Source organism: Empedobacter sp. UBA5036, from assembly GCF_002415215.1.
GTDB classification, from domain to species: domain Bacteria; phylum Bacteroidota; class Bacteroidia; order Flavobacteriales; family Weeksellaceae; genus Empedobacter; species Empedobacter falsenii_B.
In genome coordinates this window covers 26,476-45,288 of sequence record NZ_DICC01000007.1, presented here as the reverse complement: position 1 = coordinate 45,288, position 18,813 = coordinate 26,476, and the positions used below count along the sequence as shown (strand labels likewise).

Annotated in this window: 16 protein-coding genes; 3 read left to right on the top strand and 13 right to left on the bottom strand. The window is 31.7% G+C overall.

All coding sequences use genetic code 11. The features are described 5' to 3' along the window. Window positions 1-18: 18 nt before the first annotated feature. Entirely contained in the window at window positions 19-957 is a 939-nt protein-coding gene (locus tag B4J88_RS00715; RefSeq protein ID WP_291065895.1) for an outer membrane beta-barrel protein, read from the bottom strand. A 73-nt stretch (window positions 958-1,030) separates the two neighbouring features. Between B4J88_RS00715 and B4J88_RS00710 the strand changes: the two genes are divergently transcribed. Then, on the top strand, window positions 1,031-1,465 hold the full coding sequence (locus tag B4J88_RS00710; protein WP_291065871.1) for a hypothetical protein: 435 nt from the start codon (window positions 1,031-1,033) through the stop codon (window positions 1,463-1,465). Between the two features lie 259 nt (window positions 1,466-1,724). On the opposite strand, the gene ftsY is transcribed toward B4J88_RS00710, so the two are convergent. The 6 genes from ftsY to B4J88_RS00680 all read right to left on the bottom strand — a co-directional run bounded on the left by ftsY (window position 1,725) and on the right by B4J88_RS00680 (window position 6,930). Next, entirely contained in the window at window positions 1,725-2,687 is a 963-nt protein-coding gene (ftsY, locus tag B4J88_RS00705; RefSeq protein WP_038337066.1) for a signal recognition particle-docking protein FtsY, read from the bottom strand. Between the two features lie 124 nt (window positions 2,688-2,811). Beyond that, on the bottom strand, window positions 2,812-2,961 hold the full coding sequence (locus B4J88_RS00700) for a DUF4295 domain-containing protein (RefSeq protein WP_084106961.1): 150 nt from the start codon (window positions 2,959-2,961) through the stop codon (window positions 2,812-2,814). Window positions 2,962-2,975: 14 nt separating this feature from the next. Beyond that, complete coding sequence (gene rpmG, locus B4J88_RS00695) at window positions 2,976-3,158, bottom strand: 50S ribosomal protein L33 (protein WP_038337065.1); 183 nt, start codon at window positions 3,156-3,158, stop codon at window positions 2,976-2,978. An 11-nt stretch (window positions 3,159-3,169) separates the two neighbouring features. Further along, a complete protein-coding gene (gene rpmB / locus B4J88_RS00690; RefSeq protein WP_038337064.1) occupies window positions 3,170-3,406 on the bottom strand; it encodes a 50S ribosomal protein L28 in 237 nt (78 codons plus the stop codon). Window positions 3,407-3,488: 82 nt separating this feature from the next. After that, window positions 3,489-5,144, bottom strand: coding sequence for an apolipoprotein N-acyltransferase (gene lnt, locus B4J88_RS00685; protein WP_038337063.1), 1,656 nt, complete (start codon window positions 5,142-5,144; stop codon window positions 3,489-3,491). A 142-nt stretch (window positions 5,145-5,286) separates the two neighbouring features. Beyond that, window positions 5,287-6,930, bottom strand: a complete 1,644-nt coding sequence (locus B4J88_RS00680; RefSeq protein ID WP_291065869.1) for a M1 family metallopeptidase — start codon at window positions 6,928-6,930, stop codon at window positions 5,287-5,289. A 615-nt stretch (window positions 6,931-7,545) separates the two neighbouring features. On the opposite strand from B4J88_RS00680, the gene B4J88_RS00675 reads away from it, so the two are divergent. Further along, complete coding sequence (locus B4J88_RS00675) at window positions 7,546-7,872, top strand: tRNA-binding protein (protein WP_291065893.1); 327 nt, start codon at window positions 7,546-7,548, stop codon at window positions 7,870-7,872. A 380-nt stretch (window positions 7,873-8,252) separates the two neighbouring features. After that, on the top strand, window positions 8,253-10,154 hold the full coding sequence (gene dnaK, locus B4J88_RS00670; protein ID WP_291065867.1) for a molecular chaperone DnaK: 1,902 nt from the start codon (window positions 8,253-8,255) through the stop codon (window positions 10,152-10,154). A 157-nt stretch (window positions 10,155-10,311) separates the two neighbouring features. Here dnaK and B4J88_RS00665 read toward each other — a convergent pair whose 3' ends face one another. The 6 genes from B4J88_RS00665 to B4J88_RS00640 all read right to left on the bottom strand — a co-directional run bounded on the left by B4J88_RS00665 (window position 10,312) and on the right by B4J88_RS00640 (window position 18,806). Continuing rightward, complete coding sequence (locus B4J88_RS00665; RefSeq protein ID WP_291065865.1) at window positions 10,312-12,576, bottom strand: NADP-dependent malic enzyme; 2,265 nt, start codon at window positions 12,574-12,576, stop codon at window positions 10,312-10,314. A gap of 143 nt (window positions 12,577-12,719) precedes the next feature. Beyond that, window positions 12,720-15,347: a carboxypeptidase regulatory-like domain-containing protein gene (locus B4J88_RS00660; RefSeq protein WP_291065863.1), complete on the bottom strand. Its 2,628-nt coding sequence runs from the start codon at window positions 15,345-15,347 to the stop codon at window positions 12,720-12,722. Further along, window positions 15,344-16,165, bottom strand: coding sequence for a GLPGLI family protein (locus B4J88_RS00655; RefSeq protein WP_185144170.1), 822 nt, complete (start codon window positions 16,163-16,165; stop codon window positions 15,344-15,346). The genes B4J88_RS00660 and B4J88_RS00655 overlap by 4 nt, the downstream gene beginning before the upstream one ends. A 55-nt stretch (window positions 16,166-16,220) precedes the next feature. Continuing rightward, window positions 16,221-16,445 carry a hypothetical protein gene (locus B4J88_RS00650; protein ID WP_125349688.1) on the bottom strand — a complete coding sequence of 75 codons (225 nt, stop codon included), beginning with the start codon at window positions 16,443-16,445 and terminating at the stop codon, window positions 16,221-16,223. 154 nt (window positions 16,446-16,599) lie between these two features. Then, window positions 16,600-17,445 carry a GLPGLI family protein gene (locus B4J88_RS00645; RefSeq protein ID WP_286474889.1) on the bottom strand — a complete coding sequence of 282 codons (846 nt, stop codon included), beginning with the start codon at window positions 17,443-17,445 and terminating at the stop codon, window positions 16,600-16,602. 59 nt (window positions 17,446-17,504) lie between these two features. Next, entirely contained in the window at window positions 17,505-18,806 is a 1,302-nt protein-coding gene (locus B4J88_RS00640; protein WP_291065860.1) for a glycosyl transferase family 1, read from the bottom strand. Window positions 18,807-18,813: the final 7 nt, after the last annotated feature.

The window sequence follows — 18,813 nt, the reverse complement described above, 5'->3', positions numbered from 1 at the left end:
TCTCTTTTTGTTTATTTATTAAAACGTTGCAGCTCCTGCAGTTTCATTTTCTAATTTTCGGTTGATATTTGTTTTCTTACCTGTAGCAAAATCCAAGCTCAAACCAACAACAAACATCGATTTATTATCCCAAATTTTCCCAACACGAGAATAATCTACATATTGTTTATCCATTGTTTTTTGCTTGTAAGTTGACGACATTCCAATCCAATACATTCCTGTAGAAAAAGTCCAATTATTATATTTATAACTCACAAAAGCATGGTTCATGTTTTCTTGTGTGTACAACAAAGCTCCGCCCAACGTGTAATACGGAATATTAAATTGATAATCTACACGAAAGTTTTTGTAAACAGATGATAATGCAAAATAATTTCCGATATAATCATTCTTCAAAATTCTACCATCTTTCGTTTTGAAACGCTCTGTTGCTGGTGCTACATTTACTTTAACAGTTAAAATATCTGTTCCAAAAGGTTTGATAGAACCTGTAATTTGAACACCGTAACGTTGCGACTTTTGAACATTTTCGTACGTTAATTTATACCCTTCTACATTTCCATTAATGATATTTTGCAAATACAATTGATTAATCGGATCTTTTGTATAATGATAAAATGCATTTGTATTTAAATCAAAATATTTTGAATTGAAAGAGTAAATCAAATTATTTCCAAAAGATTTCTGAATAGTTAAATACGGATTTCCTTCTTGTGTAATATTTTCCACAACCTGAATCACGTTTTTACTCAATGCCGAATTCCAAGGACTTGTTGGTTTATACGAACTGGAAAAACGTAAATTTTGATTCTTCGCTAATTCGTAACCCAATACTAATTTTGGCGTAAACGTCCACGTATCTGTGTTTGTATTTTCATTCTTATTATGAACATTCGTCAATCCAACACCTAAACGATTCGACAGCTTTTTCGCTTTTCCTGAATATTCAGAATAGATATATTGTTCTAAATAAATTACATAAGAATTGCAATTATTTTTGATAACTTTACGCTAAACAAGATTTTTGAGTTTGAAAAAAATATTTCTTTTTATCGCACTTTTTACAAGTTTCAATTTATTATATGCGCAAGAACAAGCCGAACGTTCGTTGACAGAATATCGTGTCGAAAGTTTTCAAACACCTTTGGTTGCAAAAAAAATGCTATATGATTGGTTAGGAAAATGGGACAATATTTTGTACAACGAAAAAAATCAACCGTTGTTAGTTTGGTCGAATAAAAACATCATTAATGAATCAAATGAAACTTTTACTTTGATTGCATCGAGCGTAGAAAATGATGAAGAAATGTACGGAACTGTTCAAGTTTTGACGAGTAAGAAACAAGATGCTTTAGCGAAAGATTCTCCTTTTAGAGAATATTTAAACGAGTTTCTAAAAACTATTTCGAAGAAAGAAAACAAAAGCAAAAAGTTTTATAAAGAATATATTAAAGTGGTTTATTAAGCTAAAATATTAGTTACACTTAACTTGTTTAAACTTTTGAATAAATCACCACATAGATACATAGAAATAGATGAATATTTTATATAGAAATCAATAGTTCACTCATAGTTTTTCATCTTTGATGAAAATTATTACACATCTAATTTCATTTATTTTATTTTTAAAAAAACTATATATCAATAATATAAAATTAGTTAAACAAAAAAATCCTCCTTCAATAACTTGAAAGAGGATTTATATTTTATAGAAATTGAATTTCTTAATTATTTCGTTTGAAGAAAGAATCGACAAACTCCATTTTATTGAAAGCTTGCAAATCATTGATTCCTTCACCAACACCAATGTATTTAACTGGAATCTTAAATTGATCTGAAATTCCAATTACCACTCCTCCTTTTGCTGTTCCATCTAATTTTGTAACCGCTAAAGAAGAAACTTCTGTTGCTTGTGTAAATTGTTTTGCTTGCTCAAAAGCATTTTGACCTGTAGAACCATCTAACACTAATAAAACTTCGTGAGGCGCATCTGGAATTACCTTTTGCATCACACGTTTTATTTTTGTCAACTCGTTCATCAAGTTAATTTTGTTGTGCAAACGTCCTGCAGTATCAATCAAAACAACATCTGCATTTTGGGCAACTGCCGACTGAATGGTATCAAATGCAACCGAAGCAGGATCAGAACCCATGGCTTGTTTTACAATTGGCACACCTGCACGCTCCGACCAAATTACTAATTGATCTACAGCCGCCGCACGAAACGTATCTGCTGCTCCAAGAACCACTTTAAGTCCTTGCGATTTGAACTGAGAAGCCAATTTACCAATCGTCGTTGTTTTTCCAACTCCATTTACTCCAACCACCATAATAACGTATGGTACATCTTTCTTCGGAATCGAAAAACCGTTTGTATCTTCTATATTGTTTTCGGAAAGTAAGCCTGCAATTTCTTCGCGAAGAATTAAATCTAACTCAGAAGTCGAAACATATTTATCACGTTCTACACGTTCTTCTATTCGACGAATAATTTTGATCGTTGTTTCAACACCGACATCAGAAGAAATCAATACTTCTTCTAAATCATCTAAAACCTCATCGTCCACTTTAGATTTACCTACTACAGCACGACTGATTTTATCAAATAGAGAAGTTTTAGATTTTTCTAATCCTTCATCTAATTTTTCTTTGCTTTCTTTACCTAATATCTTTTTGAACCAACTCATTAATAAGCTAAATTTCTTAAAATTTTGTACGAAGATACATAAAATATAAGGAAATAAAAAAGCCGCCCTGAAAACGAGGCAGCTCAATTAACCTTAAATATTTTTTGTTAAGGAGATGATTTGATTATTTCGTGAAGAAAGAATCTGCTTCATCAGCGTTAACTACTTTTTCAACAAATACGTAAGCTCCAGATTTTGGAGATTTTACCATTTTGATAACTTTGGTCATTTTTTTAGACCCAGTTTGTAGGGTTGCTACCGTTTTCTTTGCCATCGTCTAAAATTTTATTATTTAATCTCCTTGTGAATTGTATACTTTTTCAATACTGCGTTGTATTTTTTCAACTCAATACGATCTGGAGTATTTTTTTTGTTTTTAGTTGTGATATAACGAGACATTCCTGGCATACCACTTTCTTTATGCTCTGTACATTCTAAAATAACCTGTACTCTGTTTCCTTTTTTTGCCATGGTGTCTTAAATTATTTGATTAAACCTTCTTTACGTGCACGTTTAACAGCCTCATCAACTCCTAATTTGTTGATTGTTTTTAAACCGTGTGCAGAAACTCTTAATGTAATCCACTCACCAGTTTCTGGCATAAAAAATCTCTTTTTGAACAAATTCACTTCAAAAGTGCGTTTTGTTTTATTATTAGCATGAGAAACATTGTTTCCCACTAATCTCTTCTTACCTGTAATTTGACAAATTTTTGACATCTTATTTTGTATTGTCCTATTTTAAACGGAGTGCAAAGTAACAAATTATATATTACTTATACAACTCTTTAGGTTATTAATTTTATATTTTTTTCTTATTTTGTTTATATAACAACTTCTGCGCAAGAGTATAAGCCAAGATAATTCCCATTACCAACAGCGCTATCCTCGCGATTACATCGCCATATTTTGTGTAAAACGTTAATTCACTATTCATTAAAATTGTACCATTTAAGGCACCCTGCTCTCCATATGGTAAAGACTTCATTATATCTCCTCGCTGATTAACGAAAGCCGAAATACCTGAATTTGCAGATCTAACGATAGCGCGTCTATTTTCAATAGCTCTCAAATTACCATATAATAGTAATTGACGATGACCATCGGTAGAGCCCCACCAAGAATCGTTGGTCATTGTGAATATAACATTTGCGCCTTCTCTCACATATTCTGTTGTATAGTCTCCGTAAATAGATTCGTAACATATAACCGGAGCAACAGTAGCGTTGTTTGTTTTATTCTTGAAAACAGAACGATGAGGTTGAATCCCCAACGTTTTTGTTGTGCCGCCAAAGTTAAGCATAAATTCTCCAATAATTGGCATTAAAATGTTTCGATATGGAAAAATTTCTACTCCAGGTACTAATTTACTCTTATGATAAACTTCTATCGAATCGTTTCCACTTATCTGCAAAGCCGAGTTATAAGCGTCGTACCACGTAATTCCATCTCTCATAACAGATGCCGTTTCCGATGCTAAAGATTGCATTGGATAAATTCGCATGATAGATGCTCCTGTTACAAAATGTAAATCTTTTTTGGTTTTTGTCCATTGCTGAATGTCTTGTATAATTAAATCATCATACATATTATCAAAAATCAAAGCAGATGATCCAGGTACGGCAGTTTCTGGTGCAACAACAAATTGAGTTTTTGGTTGAATATTTTTCAGCGCCAATTGTTTCAATTCGTCATAAATCTGCAAACCATCTTTCATATACTTTTCGTTGTATGGATCAAGATCTGGCTGAAGAACTAACACATCAAGTGCTTTTCCCTTTTCTTCGTAATTCGCATAAATAATATAAGAAATACCAATTGGCACAGCAATTAATAATCCAGCATAAATACCTAATTTGTTTAGATACCTCATTTCTTTCTTATTAATATAAGCCGTCAAATAATAGAATACCGTAATATTAACTAACCAAATCCAAAGTGCACCTCCAAAAGTTCCTGTGTATTCGTACCATTGCACCCATTCGTAATATTTTGCAAAACCATTTCCAAGGTTAAACCAAGGCCAAGTCAACTCCCAATTCAAGGTTAGTTTGTCAAAACTCATCCAAATCGCAGGAAGAAAAACCAATCCATACAGATTACCAGCTTTGGTTTTGACGAAATGATATAACTGAAAAACAATTGACATAAACAAGGAATTCGCCACAACTGGAATCAAATAAGCGCTCCACGAATTGTGCAAATCTCCATTCGCGTCCGTTTCTTGTGCATAATGCAACCACCAAATTACAATCGCATTCCAAATAAAGAAAGCTAAAAACGAAAGTCCGAAAATTTTGCGTCCTTTTTTCTTGAATTCTGCGCGTTGCGTGATTTGATGTTCTGCCAACATCAAGGGTACAAATCCTATAAATAATAACAATGGAAAGCCGTGCGATGGCCAACCTGCTGTTAATAATAATCCTGATAAGATTGCGTATGCAATATATTTTTTCATGTCACAAATTTATAATTTCATCATTCAATAACCGATGATATTTGTTTGGAATATTTTATAAATCATTTTGGATGAGAACCTGAAACAAGTTCAGGTAGACTTTCTTTGTCATATTGAACTCATTTCAATATCTCATTCAGTTTTAATATATAATATGCGTGTCAATATAATAATTTGGATTAATTGTTACATCAATCGCTCTTGTAATCGTTGAGTTATTAATCGTTTGCCAATTAGTCGTTGGATTGATTGTTACTTCAGAATCTTTCAATCGCAAAGGCATTGCAAATCCATCCACAACATTTGTATAACGATATTCAACTTTATTTCCACTTTGTTTAAGTTCTAAAGTCGGTACTTTAATTGTTCTTAAATATTGATTGAAAAAAGTATTCAAATTTAATCCAGAAAACTTCGCAATATAATTTTCAATTTGCTCTGTAGTTACAGTTTGATGATAAAATTCTTTATTTAATCCACGTAACATTTGTCTAAATTTTTCATCATTATTCATCCAAGTTCTCAACGTGTGAATCATATTTGCACCTTTATAGTACATATCACCACTACCTTCTTGGTTTACGCCATACACCCCGATAATTGGAATATCATTTTGGATTGCCTTTCTCGTTCCACGCACATATTCGCTTGCCGCATCTTTTCCATGATAAGTTTCTGTGAACAACGTTTCCGAATAAGCCGTAAACGCTTCGTGAATCCACATATCTGCCACATCTTTTTCGGTAATATTATTCCCAAACCATTCGTGACCAGCTTCGTGAACGATGATAAAATCCCATTTCAATCCCCAACCAGAACCTGATAAATCTCGACCCAAATAACCATTTGCAAATTTATTTCCGTACGCAATACCAGATTGATGTTCCATTCCCAAATGCGGAGCTTCAACAATTTTGAAAGAATCTTCGTAAAAAGGATAAGGTCCAAACCAATGTTCGAAACTTTTCAACATTAATTTTGCTTGTTCAAATTGCGATTTTGCTTTATCTATATTATAATCTAATACATAATAATCTAAATCCAATTTACCTTTTTCTCCTTCGAAAGTATCTTTGAAATTGACATAATGTCCGATATATGGAATAATGTTATAATTATTGATTGGATTGACAACTTTCCATGTAGAAATTGTTTTACCATTTTTCTCTTTCTTAGAAACTAATCGTCCATTCCCTATTCCAACCAAATCTTTTGGAGCTATAATTTCCAATTCCATTCCATTATCTGGCTCATCGCCTAAATAATCTTTGTTCGGAAACCAAGCACTTGCGCCCAAACCTTGTACCGCAACAGACATCCAATCGCGACCTTTTTCATCTTTCGTAAAAATCCAACCGCCGTCCCAAGGTGCTTTCACTGCAACACGAGGATTTCCGTTATATTCTAATTCTAATTGATTTGAAGTATTCTTGATAATTTTTCCGACATTAATAAAATAAACATTTCCATCACGTTTGAAATCAGAGATTTTCTTTCCATTCAATTTTACAGCCGAAACCATCATCGGATCTTGTAAATCGATTTGCAATAAATCTGATTGTTGAGGAGCAGTTTTATCAAAGGTAATTGTAGTTTTTCCTTTTATCGATTTTGACTGATAATCTGGCTCTACACTTACTTTATAATGTTTGACATCCCACCAATTTCGGAATTCATTATTCGTCCCGCGAAGCGAATCTTGTCGCGTAAACTCTTGTTTGTTATTAAGTACTTGTGCATTTGTTGTTATCGAGATCAAGCCAAGTAATAGTACTAATTTCTTCATAGTCATTTTTAAAACATATCAAAAATAAGATTATATATTTGATAAATAAGCCAAAAAACTATGATTACAGAAAAATTTAAAGAAAGAATAAATTATTTAAAAAATAATCATTTAATCGTTGAAGCATTGTACGAAATTTTAGATGAATTAAAATTAAAACATAGTGCTTTTACAGGTTTTACGTTTCGAGAAGAAATCGATCCGAAAGGTTTTTTATTGACTGCAGAAGGCGAAGAAAAAACTGGAATTACGATTCGTGTTCCACGCAATATCTTAGATTTTGATTTAGTATTACTTTCTAATGTTTTGATGCACGAAATGGTACATGTTTTTCAGCGTTCGGGTGAAAATCAAATTGAATTGCGAGAAGAACGCGAATGGCAAGCATATACAGAAATGATTTTTCATAAACGATTTCCAAATGTTCCACCATTGACCGATTTTTACATCAAGCAGTTTGGCGAAAAAGCATTGACGTATTACAACAGAATGCCCGATGACATGAAAACGAAATATGCAGATGAAAAAACTGATTTAGAAAAAATTCTGCAAACGATTTACGATAAAGAAAATAAACCAAAAGAAGAACCAAAACCTGAAAATAATACTGAAACAATTTCTTGGCAAGATTTCGAAAAATTAGATATGAGAATTGGTACAATTATCAATGCAAATGATTTTCCGAAAGCAAGAAATCCTGCTTATCAATTAGAAATTGATTTTGGTCCGTTAGGAATCAAGAAAAGTTCGGCACAAATTACATCGCTTTATAACAAAGAAGAATTGATTGGAAAACAAATAATGGCTGTGGTTAACTTTCCGAAAAAACAAATTGCCACTTTTATGAGCGAATGTCTCGTGATGGGCGTTTATGGAAATAATAAAGATGTTATTCTCTTGAATCCCGAACGAAAAGTTGAAAACGGAAGTAAGATTGGGTAATATTGAGACTAAGACTAAGACTAAGACTGAGGTTAAGGCTGAGATAAAATTTGAGTTTGATTAAAACTGATGAGTAAACAAACTTTTAAAACAATTATTATTTTCTCACAACATAGATTGAGATTGAGACTAAGACTGAGATAAAGTTTGAGTTTAAGTATATAACTTAACGCTGACATTTTATCAACCAATAAACTGACTTTTTTATCGATAAATAATCAAATCATTAATCATAATCTGACAACCTGACATCTAAAATCTATTGGATGTCATTTTTTTTATGTTGGCACAAAGATTGACTATTCTGGTGTAGCATCATTTTTGATGATGTGTAAAAGTTTAAAATAAATCATTAATAATATAAAAAATAACTAAACAATATGAGCAAAATAATCGGAATCGACTTAGGTACAACGAACTCTTGTGTTTCTGTAATGGAAGGTAGCGAGCCAGTTGTAATTCCAAATGCAGAAGGTAAAAGAACTACTCCATCTATCGTAGCATTCGTAGAAGGAGGGGAAATTAAAGTTGGTGATTCAGCAAAACGTCAAGCTGTAACAAACCCAAAGAAAACGATTTATTCTATTAAACGTTTCATGGGAACTAAATTTAATAATGATGCAGATGAAATCGGTCGTGTTCCTTATTCAGTTGTAAAAGGAAACAATGATACGCCAGCAGTTGATATTGATGGACGTAACTATACTCCACAAGAAATCTCAGCAATGATTTTACAAAAAATGAAAAAAACTGCTGAAGATTATTTAGGACAAGAAGTATCAAGAGCGGTAATTACTGTACCAGCTTATTTTAACGATGCTCAACGTCAAGCAACTAAAGAAGCTGGTGAAATTGCAGGTCTTAAAGTAGAACGTATTATCAACGAGCCTACTGCTGCTGCATTAGCTTACGGATTAGACAAAGCAAACTCAGATAAAAAAATCGTTGTTTACGATTTAGGTGGTGGTACTTTTGACGTATCTATCCTAGAATTAGGTGACGGTGTATTCGAAGTGTTATCTACAAACGGTGATACACACTTAGGAGGTGATGATTTTGATGATGCAATCATCAATTGGTTAGCTTCTGAATTCCAAGCGAAAGAAGGTGTAGATTTGAAAAAAGACGCAATGGCTTTACAACGTTTACGTGAAGCTGCTGAAAAAGCTAAAATCGAATTATCTTCTTCTGCTCAAACAGAAATTAATTTACCATACGTTACAGCTAACGAAACAGGACCAAAACACTTAGTAGAAATTTTAACTCGTTCTAAATTTGATCAGTTAACAGAAGATTTAGTACGTCGTTCTATGGAGCCTTGTAAAAAAGCGTTATCTGATGCAGGTTTATCAATCAACGATATCGACGAAGTTATCTTAGTTGGTGGATCTACACGTATGCCAAAAATCCAAGAAGAAGTAGAAAAATTCTTCGGTAAAAAACCATCTAAAGGAGTTAATCCAGACGAGGTTGTTGCAATTGGTGCAGCTATCCAAGGAGGTGTTTTAACAGGTGATGTAAAAGACGTATTATTATTAGACGTTACACCATTATCTTTAGGTATCGAAACTTTAGGAGGAGTATTCACAAAATTAATTGAAGCGAATACAACAATTCCAACTAAAAAATCTGAAGTTTTCTCAACTGCAGTTGACAATCAACCAGCAGTAACATTAAGAATTGGTCAAGGAGAGCGTCCATTATTCAACGATAACAAAGAAATCGGACGTTTTGACTTAGTAGATATTCCACCAGCACAAAGAGGTGTTCCTCAAATCGAAGTAACATTTGATATTGATGCGAATGGTATCTTAAGTGTATCTGCAAAAGATAAAGGAACAGGAAAAGAGCAATCAATCAAAATTGAAGCTTCATCTGGATTATCTGATGCTGATATCGAAAGAATGAAAAAAGAAGCACAAGAAAATGCTGCAAAAGACGAAGAAGCAAAAAACAAAATTGAAAAAGTAAATGCTGCTGACGCGTTAATTTTCCAAACAGAAAAACAATTGACTGAGTACGGAGATAAAATTCCTGCTGACAAAAAACAACCAATTGAAGAAGCTTTAGCTGAGGTTAAATCTGCTCACGCTGCTCAAGACGTTGCTGCAATTGATGCTTCTATGGAAAAATTAAATACAGCTTGGAATGCTGCTTCACAAGAAATTTATGCTGCAATGAACGAAGGTCAAGAAAGTGGTGCACAAGCGCAACCAGGAGCTGATCAAGGTCAAGCAAAAAATGATGGTGTTGAAGACGTAGACTTCGAAGAAGTTAAATAATAGAATTTCATTTATCAATAGGAAAGCCTCGCATTGCGAGGCTTTTTTGTGTTTATTAATATAAATAGTTTATTTTTTAAATCATCTCGGTTTCATACAATACAAAAAATCCACTTAAAATCATTTAAGTGGATTTTTTTAATTCTAAATTTATATTTTACTGATGTTGTTGTGCATCAATTACAGCAATGGTAACCATATTCACAATTTCGCGAACAGTGCTATCCAATTGTAACAAATGAATTGGTTTTTTCATTCCGATCAAAATTGGTCCAACCGCTTCTATATTTCCTAATTCTTGTAATAATTTATACGAAATATTCGCTGATTCAAGATTTGGAAAAACTAATGTATTCGCATGCGTTCCTGCTAATTTAGAAAACGGAAAATTACTTTGTAATTTCTCTTTATTCACTGCAAAATTTGCCTGAATATCACCATCAACTAAAACATCTGGATGATTTTGATGTAGATAATTCACTGCATTCTGAACTTTAGAAACCGTTTCTCCTTTATTTGATCCGAAGTTTGAATAAGATAATAATGCAATCTTTGGTTCAATTTTAAATTTCTTAATTGTTTCGTTAAATTGCAATGTAATGTTAACTAAATCCTCTGAAGTTGGATCTAAATTAACCGTTGTATCACCTAAGAAAACTGGTCCTTTTTCCGTCAACATCATATACATACTCGCAACTTTTTGACCTTGTTCCGCTCCAATTAATTCTAAAGCTGGACGAATCGCTTGCGAATAATTTTTCGTCATTCCCGAAATCATTGCATCTGCATAACCAAACTCAACCATACATGATCCAAAATAATTACGATCTCTCAATAATTTTTTCGCGTCAGATTTTGAGATTCCTTTTCGTTGACGTTTCGAGTAAATAAAATCAACGAATTGATTGTATCTATCCGAATCTTCTTCTGCATTTGTATCAACAATTTCAACATCTTCCAAATCCAACATATACTCTTTGATCATTTGTTGAATTTTATTTTTCTTTCCTAAAATAATTGGAATAGCGATTTTTTCTTCCTTTACAATTTGCGCCGCACGAAGAATTTCGAAACGATCTCCTTCAGCAAAAACAACACGTTTTGGATTTGATTTCGCCGTTTGTGTCAAATTACGCATAATCGTACTTTCTTTTCCGATTCGCTTAATTAAGGATAATTTATATTCTTCGAAATCTGTAATTGTATTCTTTGCAACACCAGTTTCTATCGCCGCTTTTGCAACCGCAGCCGAAACTTCTGGTAACAAACGTGGATCATTAGGTTTTGGAATAATATAATCTTTTCCAAATTTGATCGAATGATTATTGTATGCTTGCGTCACAACTTCAGGAACTGGTTCTTTTGCTAATTCTGCAATTGCTCGAACAGCAGCAATTTTCATTTCCTCATTAATTGTCGTCGAACGAACATCTAACGCTCCTCTAAAAATATACGGAAACCCAAGTACATTATTCACCTGGTTTGGATAATCAGAACGCCCAGTTCCCATAATAATATCTTGACGCGTCGCAACTGCTAAATCGTACGCAATCTCTGGATTTGGATTTGCCATTGCTAACACAATTGGATTTTCTGCCATTGTATTCAACATATCTGCTGATAAAACATCTGCAGCCGATAAACCGATAAAAACATCTGCATCTTTAACAGCATCTGCCAATGTCGAAATATCACGATCTGTTGCCCATTCTGCTTTAGAAGGATCAAGATTATCACGGTCAGAACGGATTACGCCTTTACTGTCTAACATCACGATATTTTCTTTCGTTGCACCAACAGAAATATACATTCCTGTACACGAAATTGCCGCAGCACCAGCTCCGTTTACTACAATTTTAACTTTAGAAATATTTTTTCCTTGTAATTCACATGCATTAATCAACGCTGCACCAGAAATAATAGCTGTTCCGTGTTGATCGTCGTGCATAACTGGGATATTCATTTCAGCTTTCAAACGTTTCTCAATTTCGAAACACTCAGGCGCTTTAATATCCTCTAAATTAATTCCTCCAAAAGTAGGCTCTAAAGCTTTTACCGTATTGATAAATTCATCAACATTTTTTGTATCCAATTCGATATCGAAAACATCAATATCAGCAAAAATTTTGAATAGAAGACCTTTACCTTCCATCACCGGTTTTGAAGCTACCGCACCAATATCTCCCAAGCCTAAAACGGCTGTACCGTTACTAATAACTGCAACCAGATTTCCTTTTGCTGTGTACTTATAAGCATTTTCTGGATCTTTTTCAATCTCTAAACAAGGCTCCGCAACACCTGGTGAATAAGCAAGCGATAAATCACGTTGTGTATTCGTAGGTTTTGTAGGCACTACTGCAATCTTTCCTGGTTGACCCATTGAATGGTAATTCAATGCATCTTTCTTACGATTGTCATTCATTTCTCTGTGGTTTATATTTTTTCAAAATAAATTTAGGTAAAATATATTCAACCCACTTATGACAGATGTTAGATTTTGATATTTTATTAAAATAAATTATCGAGTTATACAATTTTGAAGTTAATAATTATGAGGTTGATAAATTAAAAATTAAATCGAGTGGTAAACATAACTTGAGTTGGTCTCAACTTATAGATAAATCGTTGTTCATAATTGGAAGAAAAACTGTTTTGAGAAAAATATTTTTCATTAAAAAGATTATAAGCAGACAATTCAAAATCTATTTTCTTCTTTTTTAATGAATAACGATACATTAAATCTCCGAAAGTTGAATTTGGATTTAATCTTGAATCATCATTAACATACAAATCAAAATTAAGTTTTATATAATGCTGATCTGCAGGAAAAAAATGTAATCCTATTTGGTGGATTTGATTGGTGATTGAACGTGATTCAGATTCCTTTGAAAACTTATTTTTATAATTTGTTAAACCGTATTTATATTCAAAAGTCATCCAACTTAATAATCTGAAAGATGCATCAAAATTAGAAGTTAAAATGGTATTGTGAATTTCGATTAAATCATCATTTAATAATTGATCGTAGGTTGTAAAATTATAACCTCCAGCTAAATTAAATGTTGTCTTAATTTTAGAAAAATATTGACTTATTTTAGCATTAACAGAATGTGTTTTTTGATGATTTTTTAAGTTCAAAGCTTCTAAAACTGTACTTGCATCCGCATTATAGCTGTAATTGTAGATTAAGTTATTTTCTGACCAATTGTACGAATATCCAAAATTGATAAACCTAGATTTTATCGGATTTTTATACTCGAAACGTAAAGAAGAAATCCATTTTTTTACTTCGTTAAAATTTCCGTCATTTTGTTGAATAGAATTGTATCGATACAATATAAATCCTTCGTGCAAACGTGTTAAACTCCCCAAATCATTAGAGAAATTATGCGAGGTTGATACTTTCCAGAATTTTGAAAATTCTAAACCTATATTAAATTTTGGTTCGATGTAAAAACGATTGTATGAAGTTTTATTTCCGAAAGAATTATTCTCTAAATTATACCACTGAAAAGGAATTCCAAAAGAAAAATTAAGTCGATTCTTTCTGTACGAAAAGTTATTTTCTACATACGGATTTAAAGTTGACCAGCGTGTATTGTTAGTAAAAGTAGAATTTATTGGTTGATTATCTGCTAACAAATCACTTTTCATTGTATGATTGGTGTACTTAATTCCAATTTTTGATTGTAGCGTTAAAGCTTTTATTCCTTTTGAAAATTCAGCGAAATTATTTGTCGAAAATTTCTCAAAATTAATTTGTTGAAACACATTTTGATAATCATTTCCGTTGTTTATAAAATCAGTAAAAACTCCAGGAGAAACACTTAAATTCTCGTTATAATTTCTGTATGCAATAACAGAACGCAACGTAATTAATTGTTTACCAACTTTCTTGATTGTATTAAACTGATTGGTAAACTGCCGATTTGGTTGTGTTAATCGTTGTGTAATAAAATTATTATTTTGATTGAGATCTCCTCTCGAACTGTTCCAGTCTCCTTTAAATTCCAAGACATTTTCAAGATAATTTTTAGAACTATTTTGAGATAATGTTGCTTTTAGATTAAGACTTTCTATTTGCAAATAATTTTTTTTGATTTCGTTGAGAAATATATCACCTGTTGGTAAAAAATATTGTGTGTTTGTTTCTCCGAATCGCTTTTGAAAATCGTTGTGATAAGACAAGTTAATTCGTAAATCTAGCTCTTTTTTTAATTTAAAAAGATGATTCCAAGAACCAATATTTATTGCATTATCTAACCAACGTTCGCCATCAAAATTGGGAGTTTGTACACCTGCAATTGATAACCAACTTTCGTTCGAAAATTTTTCAGAGTCATTTAAAAAATCTTCAAGACTTAAGGTTTTTAATTGACGAGAAACATCATTTCCACGATTATTTCCTTGATAAGAACCTATCATTTGTTGCTTTTTTGTGAACAACATTGGTGTAATATTCGCCTGATACAACAATGGTGAAGCGCCAAGACCAACTTCTGCTTTACCAGAATAGGTAATTTTGCTTTTTAATTTGATATTTAATGCGGCTTTAGAGCTATAAACCAAACTGTCTAAAATCTTGATCGGTTGATGATTCTCTAAAATTTGTACTTTATCCACAGCGTCTGCAGAAAGATTTTCGTTTGCTAATGCATATTTTCCGCCCAACAAATCCATTCCTTCGATGTAGTATTTATTGATTGGTTCGCCTTGATACAAGATTCTACCAGAATTTTCGATTTCTATTCCAGGCATTTTTTTGATCACATCTGCTATAGAACGGTCTTTTATATCTTTAAAATTACTGACATCATAGGCAATTGTGTCGCCTTTTTTGCGAATTGGAGATTCTTTTAATTTAACTTCTTTTAACTCGATAGCTTTTTCTTGTAAAGTGAAATCAAAGTTTGTAGACGATTCATTTACCAAATCTGAAGTAAAAGCATAATTCATCGCACGAACCTTAATTTCATAGGTTTCGTGCGATGGATTATCTATTTTGATAGAATATTTACCGTCCGATTTTGTAATAAAATACGCCAAGGTTTCTTCCGAAGTACTTGGAGAAATGGTAACGTTAGCACCAGATATAGGTTTTCCTTCCTCATTTTTTACAACACCAGAAATGGTAAGTTGTGCAAAAATAAAGTGAAAAAATAAAGCAAATAATAGTGTTAATTGGGCTTTCAAAAATTAATATGATTACTTTTTTCTAAAAAAACATTTTCGCTTTTTAATTTATTATCTATCTTTTTTTCCATTTCAGCTGGTGAAATATTAGAGCTTGTTATATTAAGACTTTTTAAGTTTTGTATAATTTCAACTCCCCTATTTTCATATATTTTTTTGTAATCCTCTAAATTCACTTTTTTTGATTTTGTAAAATCTTTTGTTAAATCAGGTTTTGTATTATTTTGATTAATCTCAATTGCAGAAAAATGGAAATAATTATTGTCATCATAGATTTCTAAAATAAGCCCTGGTAATCCTCCAAATTTGTATGGACCAACACTGTTTGGTATTTCTTCTGTGTACCAAGCTGTCCATTTTCGCCCTAAATATGTTGTTGTTGCTTTTTTTATAATTAAATCCAGCTGAGTTTTTTGCTCATTTTCTATTTTCCAATTTATTTCCTCAATAGGCTGATTTAATAGGTAAATATTTCTATTTACTTTACTTAATATTTTATTTGTTCCATTATTTCTTATTATAGTATGATTAATGATTGGGGATGGGTATTTTTCTTTTATAGCAGCTATATTTAGTGTGTTATTTGTTATAAATTCTTGAGTATTTTTAGCATTTAATCCTTGAAGATAATTATCGTAGTTTACCTTTTTTGGACTTATATAAATTGTACTATCTTTTGCAATATACAAATCCATTTCTTCATATTTTACTTCTTTTTTTACAGAATCAGTTACAAATTTCACGTCATATACAACTTTATATGTTTGTGCTTGAATAAAAAAAGAGGATAAAATAAATAATATGAATATTTTTTTCATAACTCTATTTATAAAGTATAGCATTAACTAAGTTTAATGCTATACCTCTTATTATTTAATTACAATAAACTTCCATTTCTTCATAAAGTTCTACAGCAAAATCTATAACATCTCCTAAAGGACCACAATCTTCATATACAAATCCAACTCCACATCTTTCAACAGATACATCCCAGCATTCTACTGAAGTTACATCTTGTTTATCTTCAGTTTCTGTTTCATTTGCCATTGCAAAAGTTCCGATAAGTGCAAAAGCACTTGCTAATAACATTTTCTTCATTTTTTAAGTAATTTAGTTTTTTAATAATCAATCATAGTTTGCAACCTACAATTGCCTCATTAACGTTAATTACATCAATAATAATAATAATAATAATAATACACAAATCTTTTTGCAACTTAAGTATATAAAAACAAATAATTTAATATTTGGTTTATTCTAATTCAATAGGGTTATAAGGCATTCCACCAAAATTGGTTATAGGTTTCTTATTTTCGTCAAGTGCAACTCCTTTTAACCTTTCAGCTGCATTTTCATGATAATCTTTTTCAGCTTTATAGAATTCTGTTTTCTTAACTTTTATAGGTGTTTTTTCACCTTGTGCTAAATAGATTTGTTTAGGATTTTGGTTGCTAGCGTTTGCTGTAAAATGATAATGTTCTTTATCATCATAAATCTCTAAAATAAGACCAGGCAAACCATAAAATTTATACGGACCAGCATTCATTGGGATTTCGTCAGTGTACCAAGCCGTCCATTTTCTACCACCGTAGTTTACAGTCGCTTTTTTTGCAGTATAATTCAAGATTTGTTTGGTGTCATTCAGTAGTTTCCAATCTAATTTTGGTAACGTTTCTTTGTAAAAAAATGAATCGTGATAAATTTTATCTGCAAAAGTCAATTGATCTTTTTCTTTATCGATAATAATTTGATATCTAAAGGCAGATTTGAAACGTTGAGCCATACTAATATTAATATCATTTGCATTAACTGTTCCCAAATGACTATGTTTTTCGTCTATAGAATCTGATCCTATTCTATTGTAATCGACGAATTTATTGTAACGTTTACCAATTTGTAGAAGTGCTAAACCAGCTTTCGCTTTTTCCGGGTTTTTTATATTACGAACAACTTTGTAATCGTAAGTTATATTGTAATCAGATAACTCGAAATTTGTTTGGGAGTAATTAGAAGAATTGAATGTCGCGTCAGTTTTTATTTGTGGCTGTGCATATACAATGCAACCAATAAAAATGATAAAATAGTATAGTAATTTCATTATAAGGTTGTTAATTATGATGAAATTACTATAAATATTTTTATTCTACAAATATAGTATTAATTTATTTTTAAATTATTTACCACGTCAACCAACTTTTTAGTTAAGTTTTTACGGTTGAATTGTTGAACTTCGTCTTCGTTTGTTTCAAATTTTTGAAGAGGATTTCTTAACCATTGGTTATAAATAGAAAGGATGAAAGATTTTATTTCAGTAACATCTTGATGGCTAAAATAATCGCCAGCTTTCGTTTTATGCAGTATTTTTTGAACATCAGCATCTGCTGGACCAACTGCTAAAATAGGATTTCCAGTCGCCATATATTCAAATAACTTTCCAGGAATAATTCCTTTAGATGCAACATTATCAAAGTTGGTCAAAATCAAAACATTTGCTGTATTAATAGCGTTCAATGACTCTTGATGTGAAACGTAACCATGTGCAACCAAGTTTTTCTCTAAACCTGCATCAATCACTGTTTGTTTGACGTCATCAGCTAAAGAACCATAAAAATTAAGTTTTAAATCTTCTTTGAATGATTGATTTTCGGAAGTTAATTCAGCTAAAGCTTTCCACAATGCAACAGGATTTCGAAGCATTTCCAAACCTCCAGAATACGTCAAATGAAAGTGATTTTGATCTTTTTCTGTTTGTTGTTTTACTTCTTCAAAACCATTTGTAATTACTTCTACATGTTTTGCACCAATCTTCTTGAAATTTTCTCCATCAGCATAACTTGTTGCTAAAACAACATCTGCTTTTTGCATTACTTCACGCTCTAAATCTTCGTGTTTTTTTGCAGCCCAAAAAGTTAATTTCAATTCTTTGTGATAACTAATTTGAGTCCATGGATCACGAAAATCTGCCAACCATTTGAGATTTGGTAATTGTTTTTTCAATTTCAAACCGATTAAATGTAAGCTATGAGGCGGACCAGAAGTTACAATCGTATCGATATTTTCTTTTTGTAAAAAGTTTTTTAAATATTCAGCAGAAGGATTTACCCAAAACTTACGTGCATCTGGAATAAAGAAATTCCCTCTTACAAAAACCGACAACTTCGACATAAAAGATTGATTTTCTTTTTTCTCGAAATGTCCACCTTTATAAGCTTTATTCTTTGGATTCAGTTTTTCTGCTAACTGATAAGGTTCCCAAATTTTATTCTTGATGATTTTAACTTTTGGATTAATGTCCTTGGCTAAAGTTTCATCGAGAATTGGATAAGAAGGATTTTCTGGAATATAAACATAGGTTTCATATCCAAATTCAGGAAGATATTTTGTGAATTTCAACCATCTTTGAACACCAGGACCTCCCGCAGGAGGCCAGTAATAGGTGATGATTAATATTTTTTTCATTCCAAAA